Origin of the sequence: Agromyces sp. Marseille-P2726 (genome assembly GCF_902809835.1) — a bacterium.
Taxonomy (GTDB): domain Bacteria; phylum Actinomycetota; class Actinomycetes; order Actinomycetales; family Microbacteriaceae; genus Agromyces.
Window position 1 is genome coordinate 254,071 of sequence record NZ_CADDWM010000011.1, and the last position, 15,863, is coordinate 269,933.

Genomic DNA, 15,863 nt, shown 5'->3' on the forward strand with positions numbered 1-15,863 from the left:
TCCTTGCTTCGGGTCAAGCGTCGTTGCGAAGACGATCCGATTCTAGCGCTTCATAGTAATAATTGACTAGATTCGTTCGCATGCGATATCCCATGGTGGAGCTTGCGACGGGCCTGGGATTCATCGAGGGGCCCGTCGCCCTCGACGATGGCACCCTCCTGTTCACGGATATCGGTGCAGGCCAGATCATGCGCCTCGACGCCGACGGCTCGATCGATGTGTTCGCCGACGTACAGGGCGGCCCGAACGGACTCGCAGTGACGTCCGATGGAGGGCTGCTCGTCTGCAACAACGGCGGCATGGGTATCACGACGATGCCCGAGGGCTTCCGACGACCTGACGGCAGCCATGGCTCGCGGCCAGTCGATCCGTGCATCCAGCGAGTCTGCCCCGACGGGAGCATCGAGGTCGCAGTCGCGTCGCACACCGGTGGTCCGTTCCTGGCACCGAACGACCTGGTCGTGGACGAGCACGGCGGGTTCTACTTCACGGACTTCGGCGCGGTTCAGGGCAGGGTCGTCGACCCGGGCGGCCTCTACTACGCCGCGGCCAACGGCACTTCAGGCGTCGCCCAGGAGCTCGTGCACACCGCCGCACCGACCATGCCGCTCACGCAGCCGAACGGCGTCGGGCTCTCGCCCGACGGCAGCTTCCTGTACGTGGCGGAGACCGCGAGCGGTCGGCTTTGGTCGTGGGCCGTCGAGGCGCCGGATGTGCTCGCGCCAGGTCCCAATCCGACGACGGCGAACGGTGCGACGCTCGTGTACGCCGTCGACGGGTACGCCTTCTTCGACTCGCTCGCCATCGATCCCGACGGGTTCATCTGCCTGGCGACAGTGCGCCGAGGCGGCATCAGTGTCGTCGCTCCCGACGGGCAACTCGAAGCGTTCATCCCGATGCCCGTCCTCGACCCTGCCATCACCAACATCTGCTTCTCCCCCGATGGCGGAACCGCCTATGTGACCGCGGCCGGCACCGGACGGCTGTACGCGATCGATTGGCCGCGCCCCGGCGGTTGAGTCGCGACATCCACCCACCACCACCACCCCCAACGAGGAGCAGGTCATGACCGAGATGATCCGAACACCAGGGCAATCGAACGTGCTACCGGGCGCCGTGCGGGCCGGCAATCTCATTCTCACCTCGGGTACGATCGGCACCTCGGTGTTCGCGACCCTGCGAAACGACGAGCGGATCCCGTTCGAGCAGCAGGCGGCTGAGGCGCTCGCCGAGGTCATCCGACACGTTGAGGACGCCGGCGGCACCACCGACACCATCCTTCGCATCGAGGCCTTCCTCGCCTCGAAGGACTACTACCCCGCATGGAATGCCGAGTTCCAGAAGGTTTGGCCGGTGCCGGGCCCAGCGCGCAGCGTCGCCGTGGTCGAGCTGGCGAACCCGGCCATCCTCATCGAGCTGCACGCGGTCGCGGTGGCCGCCGAATGACGAATGAGGACGGAAGCCGATGACCGACTGGAGCGAGATCGACAACCTCCTGCTCGACCCGGCATGGCTCGCGACGCAGCAGTTCCATGACGTGTACCGCCGGCTCCGCGACGAGGATCCGATCCACTGGACGCGCAACGACGCGTACGGACGCCACTACTGGTTCGTGACGCGGCACGAGGATGTCGTGGCCTACCTGCACGATCACGAACGACTCAGCAGCCGATGGGCGAGCCGTGTGCCGAAATCACCGCAGCGGATCACCCCCGAGCAACGGTTCGCCGAAGGCGGTTCGGTGCTGGCGCACCTCGACCCACCGGTACACACCCTCTACCGACACCCGATGAACAAGCACTTCAGTGTGCCCGCCGTGCGCAGGCTCAAGGAGGACATCGAGCGGCATGTCGACGAGGTGATCGACTCGATCAGCGACCGCACGGAGGCGGACTTCGTCGAGGAGATCGCGGGCGAGTTGCCAGCGCGCGTCATCCTGCGCTTGCTCGGTGTACCCGAATCCGACTGGCCCGAGCTGCGCGAAGCCGTCTGGCTCTACTTCTCGTCGGCCGATCCCCGCTGGGTCATCGACGGCGACCCTGTGAAGACGCGGGCGACCGGGCTCAAGCGCCTCTCCGACTACACGACGCAAATGGCCCTCGATCGTCGAGCGCATCCCCGCGACGACTTCGCCACGGTGATCGCCAACACCCTGATCGATGACGACGTCCTGAGCGTGATGGAGATCCGCGCATGGCTGACGGCCCTCATCGCAGGCGGCCTCGAGACGACGCGCAATGTCGCTGCCGTCGGCACCTGGCTCTTCCTGCAGAACCCCGACCAGCGCGAATTGCTCCTCAGCGACCCGTCGCTCACCACCGGTGCGGTCGAGGAATGCCTGCGCTGGGCGAGTCCCGCGAGCAATCGGCTGCGCGTGGCATCCGTCGACTTCGAGTTCCACGGTCGAGACATCCGGGCCGGTGATTGGGTGGTCGGATCGCTCGCCTCAACGAACCGGGACGAGCGCGTGTTCGACGACCCGCATCGCTTCGACATCACCCGCAGCCCCAACCCGCACGTGAGCTTCTCGGACGGGATCCACATGTGCCTCGGCCGCAACCTGGCACGACTCGAGTTGCAGGTGTTCCTGCCACGGATCCTCGCCGCGCTCCCCGACCTCGAGCCGATCGGCGAGCCGGTGTGGGCGGAGGACAACGTCATGAACGGCTTCGCGGAGTTCCCGGTGCGGTTCTCGAGTCCGGTGCCAACCGCGCACTGACGACCTGCGCCTCAGACACCCGCCATCAACTGCTGTACGCCGCGCTCCCAGTCGATCTCGGGGTAGAGCGCACTGAGCCTGGCGATGAGCTTGCTCTGACCATTCGACACGATGAAGACGTTGCCCTCGTGCCAGCCGACGAGCTCCTTGAGGGACGTCATCTTCCACCCCTCCGCCGTGCGGGTGAATGTGTCGCGGTAGTAGCCGACCGTCGTCGAGATGTGCTCGCCGGTGCGGGTGCTGGCCCAGTGCTTGCCCTGCATGACCGACAGTACGGTTGCGTTCTCTCGCGTCTCGTCGAACTCGAACGCCACTGGAGTCTTCGGGTGCTGACTGAACTCGATCTCCGAGAAGAACTCCTTCAGTGCCTCGACCCAGTCGTCAGTGCGGATCGTGCTGCGGCATCCGTCTTGTTCGCCGCGGTGTCTGCGGTCACGTCATTCGTCATCTTCATCCTTTCGGGGTAATCGCATGCGCCAGGTCGAGCCGGATGATGTCGAGCCCTGCGACGCGGTCGAGCAGGTAGACGAGCCCGCGATCGTCGACCGTGACATCGTTGGACGAGACCCGGGTCGCGCCCGGCGCCGGGTCGGGCAGATACGAGCCGACGAGCTTCGGCGAGAGCGGGTCGGCGAGGTCGAAGACCTGCAGGCCGTGGGCGAACCAGGCGAAGGGGATGATCGTGCCATGGAATTGCTCGGATGGCTGGTGGCAGCCCGTGAACGGTTCCTGCGGTGAGCCGTCGACGTCGACGCCGGGAACGGTGATCGTCGCAACGGGGATCGGCAGGGTCTCGTCGGTGATGTCGTAGACCATCGCGAATGCGGGCGGAGCCGGATGGATCTTCGAGACGTCCTCGTCGGCGACCACCATGTGCCGCCGGCCGCGAGTGCGCTCCGGCAGGACCAGGCAGGTGTGCGTCGGATGGGGGAACGCCGGGCTTCGACGCGAATGCCCGACGGCGACCGGATGCCGCAGGTCCGAGATGTCGAGGATGTAGAACCCGTGGTGCCAATAGCTCACGTACAACCGGTCGCCCATGCGCAGCGGGTGGTGGCACCTGGGCGGCACGAAGTCGTCCCACGGGTACTCCTCGCCGCCGTCCGCCCACTGGCCCGGGATCCACCAGCGCGAGAGCTCGCGAGGCTGGGTCGGGTCACGCACGTCGATGATGAACGCGATGTTCCCCCGGTAGCCGTCGGCCGTGGCCGAGAGGTAGACGTACTCGCCATCGAAATCGAACCGGTGCACGCCCTTGCCGCCGGTCACCCACTTGCCGGTGAGGCGCGGATTCGATGGATCGGAGACGTCGTAGACCGCGAGTCCTCCTCGGAACCCATCTGGTCCGCTGTCACCCCATTGCTCGTGGTTGACGATCATGATGTCGCCGACGGCTCGCACCTTGTGAGAATGCCAGCCCTGCGGCATCCGGATCTCCGAAAGCTTGACCGGATTCGCCGGATCTGCGATGCCGTAGATGCTCGTGCCATGCGGGGCCTCGATGTGCGCGATGTAGCATCGATCGCCGTCGACCCAGACCTGGCCCCCACCCGGCACGTCGAGGTGGCACACGAGTTCGGCGTTCATGGCGGTCGTCATCGACTTCCTTCCGTACGGATGAATCCACGGTCGAGATTGCGGACATCGGGGCAGCCGAGCTGCGCCAGCGTCTCGACGAGCTCCTGATGCAGGATGTCGAGCACATCGGCGACGCCCTCCTCCGCGCGCGCCCCCAGCGCCAGGGCCTTCGCGACATCGTCACCCGTGCGTACACCCCCATCGAGGTACACCTCGGCCCGCGCGCCCACCTCGTCGACGATCTCAGGCAACACCTCGATCGATGCGGGAACGGAGCCCGACTCCCGTCCGCCATGATTCGAGACGACCACGCCGGCCGCCCCGGCATCCGCGGCGAGCGCAGCATCCTCAGGCCGCAGAACGCCCTTCACGATCACGGGCACGGATGCCTCGCTGCAGATCCACTCGAGCGTCGGCAGCAGCACCGGACGAACGTCGGGCGCTGCGCCATCGAAATGCGCGAGCGTCACACGGCTGGAGGGCCGGAAGCGGTTTCGGCGATCCTGTTCGCGCATCCGCGCTCGACGGGGCACGTCGACGGTGACGCAGATCGCCGCGCAACCGGCCGCCTCCGCCCGTTCGAGGAGCGCCGCCGTGTGCTCGCGCCCGTAGTCGTACAACTGGAACCACACCGGTGAGCCACCGGCAGCCTCCACGATGCCCTCAACCGGGTGGGTCGCCAGCACCGCGGCGGGTGCCACCGTACCCGCTCGCGCAGCGGCTCGAGCAGTGGCGAGCTCTCCGTCGGGGTGCGCCAGCTGTTGCAGACCCGTCGGCGCGATGAGGACCGGGGAGGCCACCTCTCGCCCCAGGACCGTGGTCGCGGTCGACACCTTTCCGACATCGACGAATCGTCGCGGCGTGAACAGGACGCGTTCGAAGGCCTCAAGATTCCGTCGAACCGCCTGCGAGCCACCCGCACCCCCGCCAAGGAAGGCTCCGATCTCGGGCGCGAGAACCCGCGTGGCTTCCGCCTCGAAGTCGGCCAGCGAAAGCAGCATCCCCAACCCCCGGTTCCCCCGGTCACGTCACCAACACCATAGAGGACTTTTCTAGCTATGCTGTCAATATTAGTAACTCCATCAATGACGAGGAGAACCCGTGACCTCAACGGTGACATCCGCGCCTCCCGCGTTCCCCCTGGTTCGCGAAGACCCGCTGCTTCCCCCGGCCGACTACGTGGCGTGGCGTGAAGAGGCACCCGCACGACAGGTCACTCTGCAGGACGGCTCCATGGCCTGGGTCGTGCTCCGTCATGCTGAGGTACGGCAGGTCCTGGAAGATCCGACGATCTCGCGCGACCCATCCGTTCCGTACTTCCCCAAGGTCCGCGCCGGCCAGACGTTCAATCGCAACGACGTGCTCCTGAACCACATGGACCCGCCGCTGCACGGACGGTTCCGCAAGATGCTGGCACCGTGGTTCACACTCAAGCGCATCAGCGCGCTCCGTGGTGAGATCCAGGCGACGGTCGATGAGACCATCGACCGTCTCCTCACCCTCGAGAAGCCGGTCAACTTCCATCGTGAGTTCAGCCTCGTGATCCCGTCGAAGGTGATCTGCCGGTTCCTGGGCATCGATTACGAGCACCACCACGACTTCGAACGGCTCTCCGCGGTCGCGACGAGCGCGAGCGCCACACCCGAGGAGTTCGGCGCCGCGGTGAAGGAATTGATGGGCATCGTCGCCTCGATCGTCGACGAGCAGGTCGACAACCCGGGCGATGGCATCGTCGGGGTGCTCGCGACGAAGTACAAGAACGGTGAGATCACTCGTGAGCAGGCGTTGTCGCATGTCCATGTACTGATCGTGGGCGGACATGAGACCACGGCGCACACGATCTCGCAGGGCATGCTCCTGCTGTGGCGCAACCCCGACGTGCTCGAGCGCCTGCGGGAGCACCCCGAGGACTGGGTCAAGGCGATCAATGAGATGCTCCGGATCCACAGTGTCGCGGATGGCACGATGACGCGGGTGACGACCGCCGAGATCGATCTGGGCGGCGTGACGGTTCCGGCGAACCAGGGCATCATCCCCGTCATGACGCCCGCGAACTTCGACCCGCGCGCCTGGGAGAACCCCACGAAGTTCGACATCGATCGCGAGACGACGAACCATGTCAGCCTCGGCGGCGGCATCCACTCGTGCCTCGGCCAGAACCTCGCCCGGGCGGAGCTCGAGCTCGCGTTCGAGACGCTCGTTCGGCGCGTTCCCACACTCGAGCTGGCCGTCCCCGAGGAGGAAGTCGTCTTCACCCGCGACGGCTTCGTCTACGGCGTTCGGGACATGCCCGTCACCTGGTGAGCTGGATGACCGAGGATCGCCTGCAACTGCTTCTCGATCGCTGCGAGATCGAGCGGATCGTGTACGACTACGCGACCGGCCTCGACACCAAGGACTGGAGCCTCTGGCGCTCAATCTTCACCGATGAGGTGCAGGTGAAGTTCCGTCCCGCCGCCGAGGCCGAGTTCACCGGTCTCGGCCAGGAGTGGGTGTCGATGAGCGCCGATGAGTGGGTCGAGGGTCGCCGCGTGCTGTTCACTGGTCTCGCGACCACGCAGCACCAGATGTCCAATCCGCGCATCACCGTCGAAGGCGACACCGCGACCTGCGTGATGTACATGCAGGCGATTCACTTCATGCCCGGTGCCCCCGACCTCGAGTACACGATCGGCGGCTACTACATCGACGATCTCGTGCGCACACCCGAGGGCTGGAAGCTGGCGCGGGTGAATCTCAATGTGACGTGGGAGCGCGGCGACGCCACGATGCTCGACCGCGCTCGCGAGCTCGGGCGCCAGCTCGTCGCGGCGAAGTAGACCTGCTCCGGGAATCGTGAGGCGCCGCAAGCGCATGATGTCAATAATAAAAATAGGACCGCAGCGTCCATGCACGTGGCGACAGAGGAGCCGAGATGCCGAAGTGGGACACCGACGACCGAATGCTCGACCCTTCGTGGTACGTCACGCCCGACTACAAAGACGTCTTCCGCCGGCTACGTGACGAGGATCCGGTGCACTGGACCGAGGACGACAGCTATGGAAAGCACCACTGGACCATCAGTCGGTACGACGACGTCAAGCAGTTCCTGACGAACCACCAGCAGCTCAGCAATCGCTGGGACACGCGGATCCCGGCAACGCCCAAGCGCTACACGCCCGAAGAGCGTTTCGCCATGGGCTTCGACACGAGCATGGCGCGCAACGATCCGCCCATCCACGACCTGTACCGCCGCCCCGTCAACAAGCACTTCAGCGTCCCCGCGATCAAGAAACTCACGGGCGACGTCTCCTCGATCGTCGACGAGATCTTCGCCGAGGCGCGCGAGAAGAACGACGTCGACCTCGTCGACGAGATCGCCGGCGAGCTCCCGGCGCGCGTGGTACTTCGCATGATCGGCGTTCCCGAGTCGGACTGGGAAGAGCTCCGCGTCGCGGCGTGGCGCTGGCTGTCGCCCGCCGATGATCGGTACCAGGTCGACGGCGATCCGGTGAAGACATCACGACTCGGCCAGCAGACGCTGCTCGACTATTGCGGGGAGCTCGCGCTCTCACGACGGCGGGAGCCGAAGGACGACTTCGCGACCGTCCTCGGACAGCTGCGCATCGATGACGATCCGCTGACCGCGCACGAGATGCGCAACTACATGGCGGTGATCATCGGCGGCGGGCTGGAAACCACCCGCAGTGCGGCATCCCTGGGGCTACTGAAGTTCATCTCCGATCGCGACCAGGCACAGCTCCTGCGCGAAGACCCGTCGCTGGCGTCGTCGGCGGTGGAGGAGGTTCTTCGCTGGGGGTCGCCGGTGCGAAGCAAGTTCCGTGTCGCTTCCACCGACTTCGAGTGGCACGGCAAGGACATCCGGGCCGGCGACTGGGTCGTCGGACTGCTCGCGTCGGCCAACTGGGACGAGCGGAAGTTCGAGAACCCCGAGAAATTCGATATCCGACGCAACCCGAACCCGCACCTCACCCTGGGTGAGGGCATCCACCAGTGCCTCGGGCGCAACCTCGCGCGCCTGGAGCTCGCGACGCTCTTCTCGAGGTTCGTCACGGAGTTCCCCGATGCCGAAATCTCTGGCCCCACCGAGTACATGGCGGATCGGATCATGAGCACGCTGCGCAGCCAGTCCGTTCGGCTGAACTCATCCGTAGCCGCCGCAGTCTGATCGGCAACGGCGGAAGCTCACCTACCGGCGAGAAACACGAGCGAGAGGCATCCATGGAGTACTGGCTTCAGTTCGTCAATACGCCGCCCGAAGATCTCGACGAACTCGCCGTGCTCGCCGAGGAGTGCGGCTTCACCGGCGTCATGGAGGGCGACCACTGGTTGATGCCCGCGAGTTCGTCCGACAAGGATCCGCACGAGCGCGGAACGATGCCGTGGGACTACTCCTTCTCCGACGTCTTCGTGACCGCAGGCGCGGTGCTGCAGGCGACCCGTACACTTCGGTTCGCGCCCGGCGTGCTCGTGCTGGCGAACCGGACGAACCCGTTGCTGATCGCCAAGTCCTGCGCGACCGCCTCGCGCATCAGCGGCGGCCGCTTCGCACTCGGCGTCGGCATCGGCTGGATGAAGGAGGAGTTCGACGTCGCTGGCGTGGATTTCGCGACTCGAGTTCCGCGAACCGTCGAGATGATCGAGATCCTTCGCAAGCTCTGGGGCCCCGGGCCGGTCGAGCACCACGGTCGATTCTTCGAGTTCCCGTCGACGTACGCGGTGCCACGCCCCGAACATCGGGTGCCCATCTACATCGGGGCCTTCGTACCGCAGGCGATTCGGCGCGCAGGCCGCATTGGAGACGGATGGATGGCCGCGCCGGGCACGGTGGAGGAGTTGGCGTCCTCCATCGCGATGATCAACGAGGAGCGCCGGCATGCCGGGCGCGAGCAGGAGCGATTCGAGGTCTTCGCGGGCCTGAAGCGGAACCCCGACGGTTCGCTTCCCGGCCGAGAGGACTTCCGCCGGGCCGAAGACGTCGGCGTCACCGCGGCGAAGTTCGGACCGATCGAGCATCTGCTCGGCGAGCCGTACGTTTCGAAGGATGAGAAGCGCCGCTGGATCGAGGGGTTCGCCGAGCGCGTCATGGCTGCTGCCTGACGTCGATTGAGAGGAGACAGGATGTCGCACGCGCGGCTCATGACCGATGACGAGTTGCCCGGAGTGTTCGACGCCGTATCGAACTGGGGGCGGTGGGGTTCCGAAGACGAGCGCGGGACGGTGAACCTGATCACCCCGCAGGTGACCGCTCGCGCCGCCGCCGAGATCCGCGAGGGCACGGTCGTCGGCTTCGGGTCGATCGATCTCTCCGGCTCACTGGCCTCCGCCGAGCCGCCGACGCGGCACGTCATGCTCAAGCACGGCGAGGACGCCGCCGAGGGGTACGCCTCTGCAACGGACTTCGTCGGGATCGACTACCACGGTGTCCACACCAGCCACTTCGACGCACTGTGCCACGTCTTCTACGACGGTCGTATGTACAACGACCGACCCGCTCGGCTCGTCCGAGCCACCGGTGCAGAGGCGAACACGATCGACGTCTTCCGCGACGGCATCGCCACGAGGGGCGTGCTGCTGGATATCCCAGCCGTGCGCGGCAGCTCATTCGTCGAGCCGCTCGCCCCCGTTGTGCCCGACGAGCTCGACGCCGCCCTCGAAGCGCAGGGCACCGACATCCGTGAGGGAGATGCCCTCTTCGTGTATGTCGGACGATCCGCCCGCCGCGCCGAGACGGGGAGTGACTTCGTGGAGGGCGCACTGCATGTCGCCGGCCTCGACGCCTCCTGCCTGCCGTGGCTGCACGAGCGAGGCATCGCGGTGCTGGGGTCGGACGGCGCGAACGACGCGCTCCCCCGCCAGGCGGGCGCCGAGCGGGTTCCGGTGCACGTCGGCGCAATCGTCTACATGGGGATGCCGCTGCTCGACAACGCCGCCCTCGATCCGCTGGCGGCGGCATGCCGTCCGCGCTCGCGCTGGGATTTCTTCACGACGATCTCACCGTTGGCCATCGGCGGCGGGACGGGGTCTCCCGTGAACCCGATTGCGATCTTCTGAGCTCCATCCGGTCGGCGGAGGCCAATGGATGACGACCTTATAACGATTGCGATAACAATTACGATGGGGCGATAGCCTCGAATGGCGCCGCCACTCGGGCCGGGCGCTCACTTGAGACGACGGAGTCTTCTGATGCATACCAAGAGATTGATGCCCGCGATCGCGACGATCGGCGCGATCGCCCTGCTCGCAGGCTGCGCCGGCGGCGGCACCGAAGCCGCAACCGGTGGCGACGAGCCCGCTGGGGCTTTCGACTGGGCGTCGGTGACGCCCGTCGAGATCACCGTCAGCAATATCTTCGCCCCGGGCGCGACCTCGACGAACCTGGTCGAGGACTGGATGGACCAGGTGACCGAGCTCACCGAGGGCGCGGTGACGTTCGACTACTACGAGGGTGGCGTCCTGCATCCGGCGACCGAGGCGATCAGTGCGCTCACCTCCGATCTGACCGACGTCACCTTCGTCAACAGCGGCACGTTCCCCGATCAACTGCCGATTCAGAATTGGAAGGACATCGCGATCCAGACGGCGACGAACGCGTTCGGCTACCCGAATACGAACATCGCGGGCATCGGGCAACAGGTCATTCAGTATGGCGAAGAGAACTTCGCCCTCGATGAAGCCCGTGCGGCGGGCTTCGTCCCACTGATCCCGATGTACAGCGGACCCGCCGGTCTGCATTGCACGCAGCCGTTCGAGACGAAGGCAGACCTTCAAGGCCGGACGGCGCGGGTGCCGAACGCAATCTCACAGGGCGAGAACGAAGCACTGGGCATGACCACGGTCTTCCTGCCGCCGAATGAGCAGTACGAGGCCCTGCAGCGCGGGGTCGTCGACTGCGCGGTGAACGCAGCGACGACGATTCTCACCGCGGATCTGCTGGCGGTTTCGCCATGGGTCGCCTTCACCCACAACGCGGCGAGTTCCGGTGCGAACTGGGTGATCTCGACGTCGACCTGGGACTCCCTGATTCCCGAGATCCAAGATGCCATGATCGAGGCCAGCTACGAGCCGCTTCTGCGGTTCACGCGCGACACACTCGACACTTACAAGGACATCGTGTCGGCGGCCGAGGCAGCTGGCGGAGGGATCATCGACGCCGCGGAGCTGAACCCGTACCTCGCCGAGTACTGGGAGGACCGCCCGAGCCTACTTGAGAGTGCGCCGTCCGGCCTCGCAGACCCGGAGGCCGCGCTCGAGTTCACCAACACCGTCGCCGAGACCTGGTGGGATTTCTCGATCGAGGATCTCGGTGTCCCGGTGGACAACGACAACATCGTCGAGGTACTCGAGCTCGGCGCCGACGTGCTCAGCGACAGCGAGTGGGACGCCTGGCTGCAGGCGGTCCGGGACAAGCTGGGTCAGCTGTAGCGCAACCCGGTTCGCCGATCTTCGCCCACGTCCTCGCTCGCGCGCACGCCGAGGACGTGGGCGAAGCCGACCCGGCCCTGCGTACCGGATCGCCATTGCGGGAGAGCTTGGTCTCGTGCCCGCCATCTCCTGATCATCATCCGACCCTGCGAGACCGCTGGAGTGTGCCCGTGACGCCCGACCCGCAGTACCCCGCGATCTACCATCTGGGCTTCGTCGTGCCGGATTTCGATGCGTCGCGCGAGATCAATGGCGCATTCCTGGGCGACCTCGACTTCTACCGCCGCTTCACACTGGAGGTCGATGACGTCTCGTACCGCGGCACGACGGTGTCGTACTCCGCCGAGATCGCCTTCTACGACTCGAGGAACATCCGCATCGAGCTGATCCAGCCGATTGGCGAGGGGCCGTCGCCGTACCACGATCACCTGGCGGCGCATGGGGGCCGTCCGAGCGTGCATCACGTCGCGTATCTCGTCGAGTCGATCGACGAGCATCTCACGCGAGCGACGGGGCGGGGCAGCAGCCCTCGCCTCATCCTCGAGGCACCGCTTCCCGCAGGCAATGGAAGGTACGCCTATTACGACGGTCTCCTCGACGGAGTCGTCGTGGAGTTCCTCGAGCGCCACTCGTGAACTGCCATCAGAGGTGCATGCCGCCGCTCGCCTCGATGACCTGTCCCGTGATCCATGCGCCGTCGTCAGACGCGAGGAAGCCGACGACGCCCGCGATGTCCCGGGGTTGGCCGAGCCGGCCCAGAGCCGTCCCAGCCACGGTGCCGGCCAGCCGATCGGGGTCCGAGATCACGGCACCGATGAATGGCGTCTCCGTTGCACCCGGGGCGACCGCGTTGACGCTGATCCCCCGATCGCCGAGGCCCGCCGCGAGCGAGACGCTGAATGAGTTGATCGCGGCCTTGCTCATGCCGTAGGCGATCGAGCGTGGGTACGCCGCGCGGGACACCATCGACGAGATGTTGACGATGCGACCGCCGTCGCGCATCCGCTCGACCGCCTGTTGCGTAACGAAGAAGGTGCCCTTGGTGTTCGTGTCGAACAGCCGGTCGAAGGCCGCCTCGTCGACCGCGTCGATCGATCCGGGCGCGGCGATGCCGGCGTTGTTGACCAGCACGTCGAGCTTGGTGAGACCGCGCTGCGCGAGCACGTCGTCGATCCGGTCGAAGAGTTGCTCGATCGACGCGACCCTCGTCAGGTCGGCTCCGACCGGGATGGCCTCCCCTCCGTCGTCCTCGATGAGCCGCTGGGTCTCGGCTGCACTCGCGGCGTCGCGGCCATAGTGGGCCAGCACGAGGTGTCCATCAGCGGCGAGGCGACGTGCGATCTCGCGCCCGATGCCGCCGGATGCTCCAGTGACCAGGGCCACCTTGTCCGTCGATTCCAGCATGATCACGCTCCTTGCTCCGTCGTGTGGACCATGGGGTTCGGTCCGAACCCGCCGTCCGCTCGCGCGAGCGCGGCGATCTCGGCGTGATCGCGATCGGTGAGGCTCAGCTCGAGCGCCGCGACGTTCGCAGCCAGGTGTGCGGGCGACGCCGCCTTCGGGATCACCACGAGCCCCAGGTCGAGGTGCCAGCGCAGCACGACGGCAGCGGGCGAGCACGAATGCCGCTCGGCGATCGCCACGATCGTCGGGTTCGCAAGTGCGCGTCCGTGTTCGAGCGGGCTCCAGCTTTCGGTGAGGATGCCGCGCGCCGCGTTCGCCGTCCGCATCTCGGGCTGCGGGTAGGCCGGATGCAGCTCGATCTGGTTCACCGCGGGGGCTACCCCGGTGTCGCCGATGAGTTCGTCGAGGAGCGGTGCGGGGAAGTTGCACACGCCGATCGAGTGCACTCGGCCCTCGTCGCGCAACCGCACCATGGCGCGCCAGGTCTCGCGATACTTCCCCTTGGGAGGTTGCGGCCAATGCAGCAGGTAGAGGTCGATGCGCCCGATCGCCTCCTCGCTGCGGTCGAAGGCGCGCAGCGCGGAATCGAACCCGTGGGCCGCATTCGGCAGCTTCGTGGCGACGAACAGCTCGTCGCGCGACACCTCGAGGCGCCGGATCCCCTCGCCGATACCGGCCTCGTTGCCGTAGTGGGTCGCCGTGTCGAAGTGGCGGTAGCCGAGGGCGGCCGCTTCCGCGAGCACAGCAGGAAGCTCGTCGGCCGGGATGTACATGACACCGAGCCCGAGCTGCGGGATCGCGGCGCCGTCATTCATCTTCAGCACAGGCGCCAGTCGTGTCATCCGACGCGCCCTTCCACCGCATACGCGGGATCGTTGTAGCCCGGCGTCGACGGATGCCCCGGGGAGACAAGAGCGTCGACCGCGGCCTCGTCCTCGAGGCCGATTCGCGTTTGCGCGGACGAAAGGTACGCCTCCCACTGGTCGAACGTCCGTGGTCCGACGATCATCGAGCTGATGGCCCGGTTGGCCAGCACCCAGCCGATGGCGAAGTCGGCGAGCGCCATCCCTTTGTCCGCAGCATGCCGCGACAGTTGGTCGGCGATGTCGAGGGAATCCGCGCGCCATTCGGTCTGCAGCATCCGGGCGTCGCCGCGACCCGCACGGCTCGCCGGATCGGGCTCCGCTCCAGGTCGGTACTTGCCGGTCAGCACGCCGCGGGCGAGTGGGCTGTAGCTGACGATTCCGACACCGTAGTGCAGGGATGCCGGAATGAGCTCTCGCTCTGCGCTTCGGTCGACCATGCTGTACACCGGCTGACTCGCCACCGGCCGGTCGAGTCCGAATTGGTCGGCCAGCTGGCAGACCAGCCCCACGCGCCATCCCGCGAAGTTCGAGACGCCGAAGTATCGCAGCTTGCCCTGCCGCACGAGGTCCCCCAGCGCTCGTACGGCTTCGGGGAGTGCCGCGTCGCTGAAGCTTCGGTGCAGGTACAGGATGTCGATGTAGTCGCTGCCGAGCCTGCGCAGGCTGGCGTCGACGGATTCGACGATCCACTTACGAGACTGTCCGCCCTGGTTCGGCCCCGGGCCCATCGAGTTGCCGCGCTTCGTCGCGACGACCCAGTGGTCGCGGTCGTCCTTGATCGCTGTTCCGGTCACGACCTCGGATTCGCCGCCGTTGTAGACGTCGGCGGTGTCGATGAAGTTGACGCCCTCATCGCGAGCACTCGCGATGATGCGTTGCGCTGTCGCGGCATCCGTCGGCCCCCCGAACATCATGGTGCCGAGGCACAGGCGGGACACCTGCAGACCGCTTCGGCCCAGCGACCGGTAGTCCATCGTGGCGGGCGCGGTGCTCATTGGGCGTTGCGGAAGAAGTCGCGGAGGGCCGCCGCGACCGCCTCGGGCTGCTCGAGCGGCGGCGTGTGTCCGGCGCCCTTGATTCCGACGAGCGTGCCCCGCTGCACGTTCTCGGCGATGAATCGCATTTTGCCTTCAGCGTCTCCGGTGTCGAACTCGCTCCAGACGGAGAGCACGGGCACGCTGATCGATCCGAGGTGGTCGCCGACGTCGTGCTCGTCGAGGGCTTCGAGGTAGCGGGCATACGTCTCGTCGTCCGCGGTGGAGAGCGCCTCCACGAGGGCGCCGATCTGCGCCCCGCGCGTCGTCTTCGCGCCGGGCGCAAACCATCGCTCATCGACGTCTGACGCCCGGGATGCCGTTCCATCCTTCCGGACAGCCGCGGCCATGGGCGCCATGCTCGGGTCCCCGGACTTGCGGGCCACGCTGCAGACGGCCGCGACGGCGACGACACGGTCGGGATGCCGCCGCCCGAGTTCGAGGGCGACTGCGCCGCTGATCGAATCGCCCGCGTAGTACGCCTTCTCGACGCCCAGGTCATCGATCAGTCGAACCACCGCATCCGCCAGGTCGCCGATCGAGAAGGCCTCGTGCACGGCTGGTGCGCCGTTGAAGCCGAAGTGTTCGAACGTCACGGTGCGGAAGTCGGGCGCCAGCAGCTCGGCCACCTCATCCCACATCGATGCCGGCGCGCCCAGCGCGGGCCCGAGGATCAGCAGCGGGGCGTCGGGGCGTCCGACCGGTCGATTCGCGAACAGGTCCAGGCGAAGCATCCTTGATCTCCTATAAACCTTGTTGAAATTATAATGACACTGAATCACACTGATACGCTCGAGACAATCCCCGCAGTGGTCACTGCCCATCCGCTTGGAAGGA

General features: G+C 66.5%; 17 protein-coding genes. 10 read left to right on the forward strand and 7 right to left on the reverse strand.

Annotated features, from left to right (window positions below):
* Positions 1-80: 80 nt before the first annotated feature.
* From HUS56_RS05590 to HUS56_RS05600, 3 genes are read left to right on the forward strand one after another with little or no spacing between them, the layout of a single operon-like run.
* On the forward strand, positions 81-1,019 hold the full coding sequence (locus tag HUS56_RS05590) for an SMP-30/gluconolactonase/LRE family protein (protein WP_217423941.1): 939 nt from the start codon (positions 81-83) through the stop codon (positions 1,017-1,019).
* Positions 1,020-1,065: 46 nt separating this feature from the next.
* A complete protein-coding gene (locus tag HUS56_RS05595) occupies positions 1,066-1,446 on the forward strand; it encodes a RidA family protein (protein ID WP_173922392.1) in 381 nt (126 codons plus the stop codon).
* A 19-nt stretch (positions 1,447-1,465) separates the two neighbouring features.
* Positions 1,466-2,719 (forward strand): cytochrome P450, encoded by a 1,254-nt coding sequence (locus HUS56_RS05600; RefSeq protein ID WP_173922393.1) that lies wholly within the window; start codon positions 1,466-1,468, stop codon positions 2,717-2,719.
* An 11-nt stretch (positions 2,720-2,730) separates the two neighbouring features.
* On the opposite strand, the gene HUS56_RS05605 is transcribed toward HUS56_RS05600, so the two are convergent.
* Genes HUS56_RS05605 through HUS56_RS05615 form a run of 3 tightly spaced genes read right to left on the reverse strand, consistent with a single transcriptional unit; the run spans position 2,731 to position 5,298 of the window.
* Entirely contained in the window at positions 2,731-3,111 is a 381-nt protein-coding gene (locus HUS56_RS05605; protein ID WP_173922551.1) for a nuclear transport factor 2 family protein, read from the reverse strand.
* Between the two features lie 58 nt (positions 3,112-3,169).
* Positions 3,170-4,318: an LVIVD repeat-containing protein gene (locus tag HUS56_RS05610; protein ID WP_173922394.1), complete on the reverse strand. Its 1,149-nt coding sequence runs from the start codon at positions 4,316-4,318 to the stop codon at positions 3,170-3,172.
* Positions 4,315-5,298: an alpha-hydroxy acid oxidase gene (locus tag HUS56_RS05615; protein WP_173922395.1), complete on the reverse strand. Its 984-nt coding sequence runs from the start codon at positions 5,296-5,298 to the stop codon at positions 4,315-4,317. Before HUS56_RS05615 ends, HUS56_RS05610 begins: the two co-directional genes overlap by 4 nt.
* 100 nt (positions 5,299-5,398) lie before the next feature.
* On the opposite strand from HUS56_RS05615, the gene HUS56_RS05620 reads away from it, so the two are divergent.
* The 7 genes from HUS56_RS05620 (at position 5,399) to HUS56_RS05650 (ending at position 12,357) form a co-directional block, all read left to right on the forward strand.
* Entirely contained in the window at positions 5,399-6,601 is a 1,203-nt protein-coding gene (locus HUS56_RS05620) for a cytochrome P450 (protein ID WP_173922396.1), read from the forward strand.
* 5 nt (positions 6,602-6,606) lie between these two features.
* A complete protein-coding gene (locus HUS56_RS05625) occupies positions 6,607-7,116 on the forward strand; it encodes a nuclear transport factor 2 family protein (protein WP_173922397.1) in 510 nt (169 codons plus the stop codon).
* A gap of 95 nt (positions 7,117-7,211) precedes the next feature.
* The gene (locus HUS56_RS05630; RefSeq protein ID WP_173922398.1) at positions 7,212-8,465 is read left to right on the forward strand and encodes a cytochrome P450; all 1,254 of its coding nucleotides are present in this window, start codon (positions 7,212-7,214) and stop codon (positions 8,463-8,465) included.
* 53 nt (positions 8,466-8,518) lie between these two features.
* Positions 8,519-9,397: a TIGR03619 family F420-dependent LLM class oxidoreductase gene (locus HUS56_RS05635; RefSeq protein WP_173922399.1), complete on the forward strand. Its 879-nt coding sequence runs from the start codon at positions 8,519-8,521 to the stop codon at positions 9,395-9,397.
* Between the two features lie 21 nt (positions 9,398-9,418).
* Positions 9,419-10,351 carry a cyclase family protein gene (locus tag HUS56_RS05640; RefSeq protein ID WP_173922400.1) on the forward strand — a complete coding sequence of 311 codons (933 nt, stop codon included), beginning with the start codon at positions 9,419-9,421 and terminating at the stop codon, positions 10,349-10,351.
* 81 nt (positions 10,352-10,432) lie between these two features.
* A complete protein-coding gene (dctP, locus tag HUS56_RS05645; RefSeq protein ID WP_173922401.1) occupies positions 10,433-11,722 on the forward strand; it encodes a TRAP transporter substrate-binding protein DctP in 1,290 nt (429 codons plus the stop codon).
* 170 nt (positions 11,723-11,892) lie between these two features.
* Positions 11,893-12,357, forward strand: a complete 465-nt coding sequence (locus HUS56_RS05650) for a VOC family protein (RefSeq protein ID WP_173922402.1) — start codon at positions 11,893-11,895, stop codon at positions 12,355-12,357.
* 7 nt (positions 12,358-12,364) lie between these two features.
* Here HUS56_RS05650 and HUS56_RS05655 read toward each other — a convergent pair whose 3' ends face one another.
* The 4 genes from HUS56_RS05655 to HUS56_RS05670 are packed head-to-tail and all read right to left on the reverse strand — an operon-like array spanning position 12,365 to position 15,760.
* Positions 12,365-13,126, reverse strand: a complete 762-nt coding sequence (locus HUS56_RS05655) for an SDR family NAD(P)-dependent oxidoreductase (protein ID WP_173922403.1) — start codon at positions 13,124-13,126, stop codon at positions 12,365-12,367.
* Between the two features lie 2 nt (positions 13,127-13,128).
* Complete coding sequence (locus HUS56_RS05660; RefSeq protein ID WP_173922404.1) at positions 13,129-13,968, reverse strand: aldo/keto reductase; 840 nt, start codon at positions 13,966-13,968, stop codon at positions 13,129-13,131.
* Positions 13,965-14,987, reverse strand: a complete 1,023-nt coding sequence (locus tag HUS56_RS05665; RefSeq protein ID WP_217423942.1) for an aldo/keto reductase — start codon at positions 14,985-14,987, stop codon at positions 13,965-13,967. The genes HUS56_RS05660 and HUS56_RS05665 overlap by 4 nt, the downstream gene beginning before the upstream one ends.
* Entirely contained in the window at positions 14,984-15,760 is a 777-nt protein-coding gene (locus HUS56_RS05670; RefSeq protein ID WP_173922405.1) for an alpha/beta fold hydrolase, read from the reverse strand. Before HUS56_RS05670 ends, HUS56_RS05665 begins: the two co-directional genes overlap by 4 nt.
* Positions 15,761-15,863: the final 103 nt, after the last annotated feature.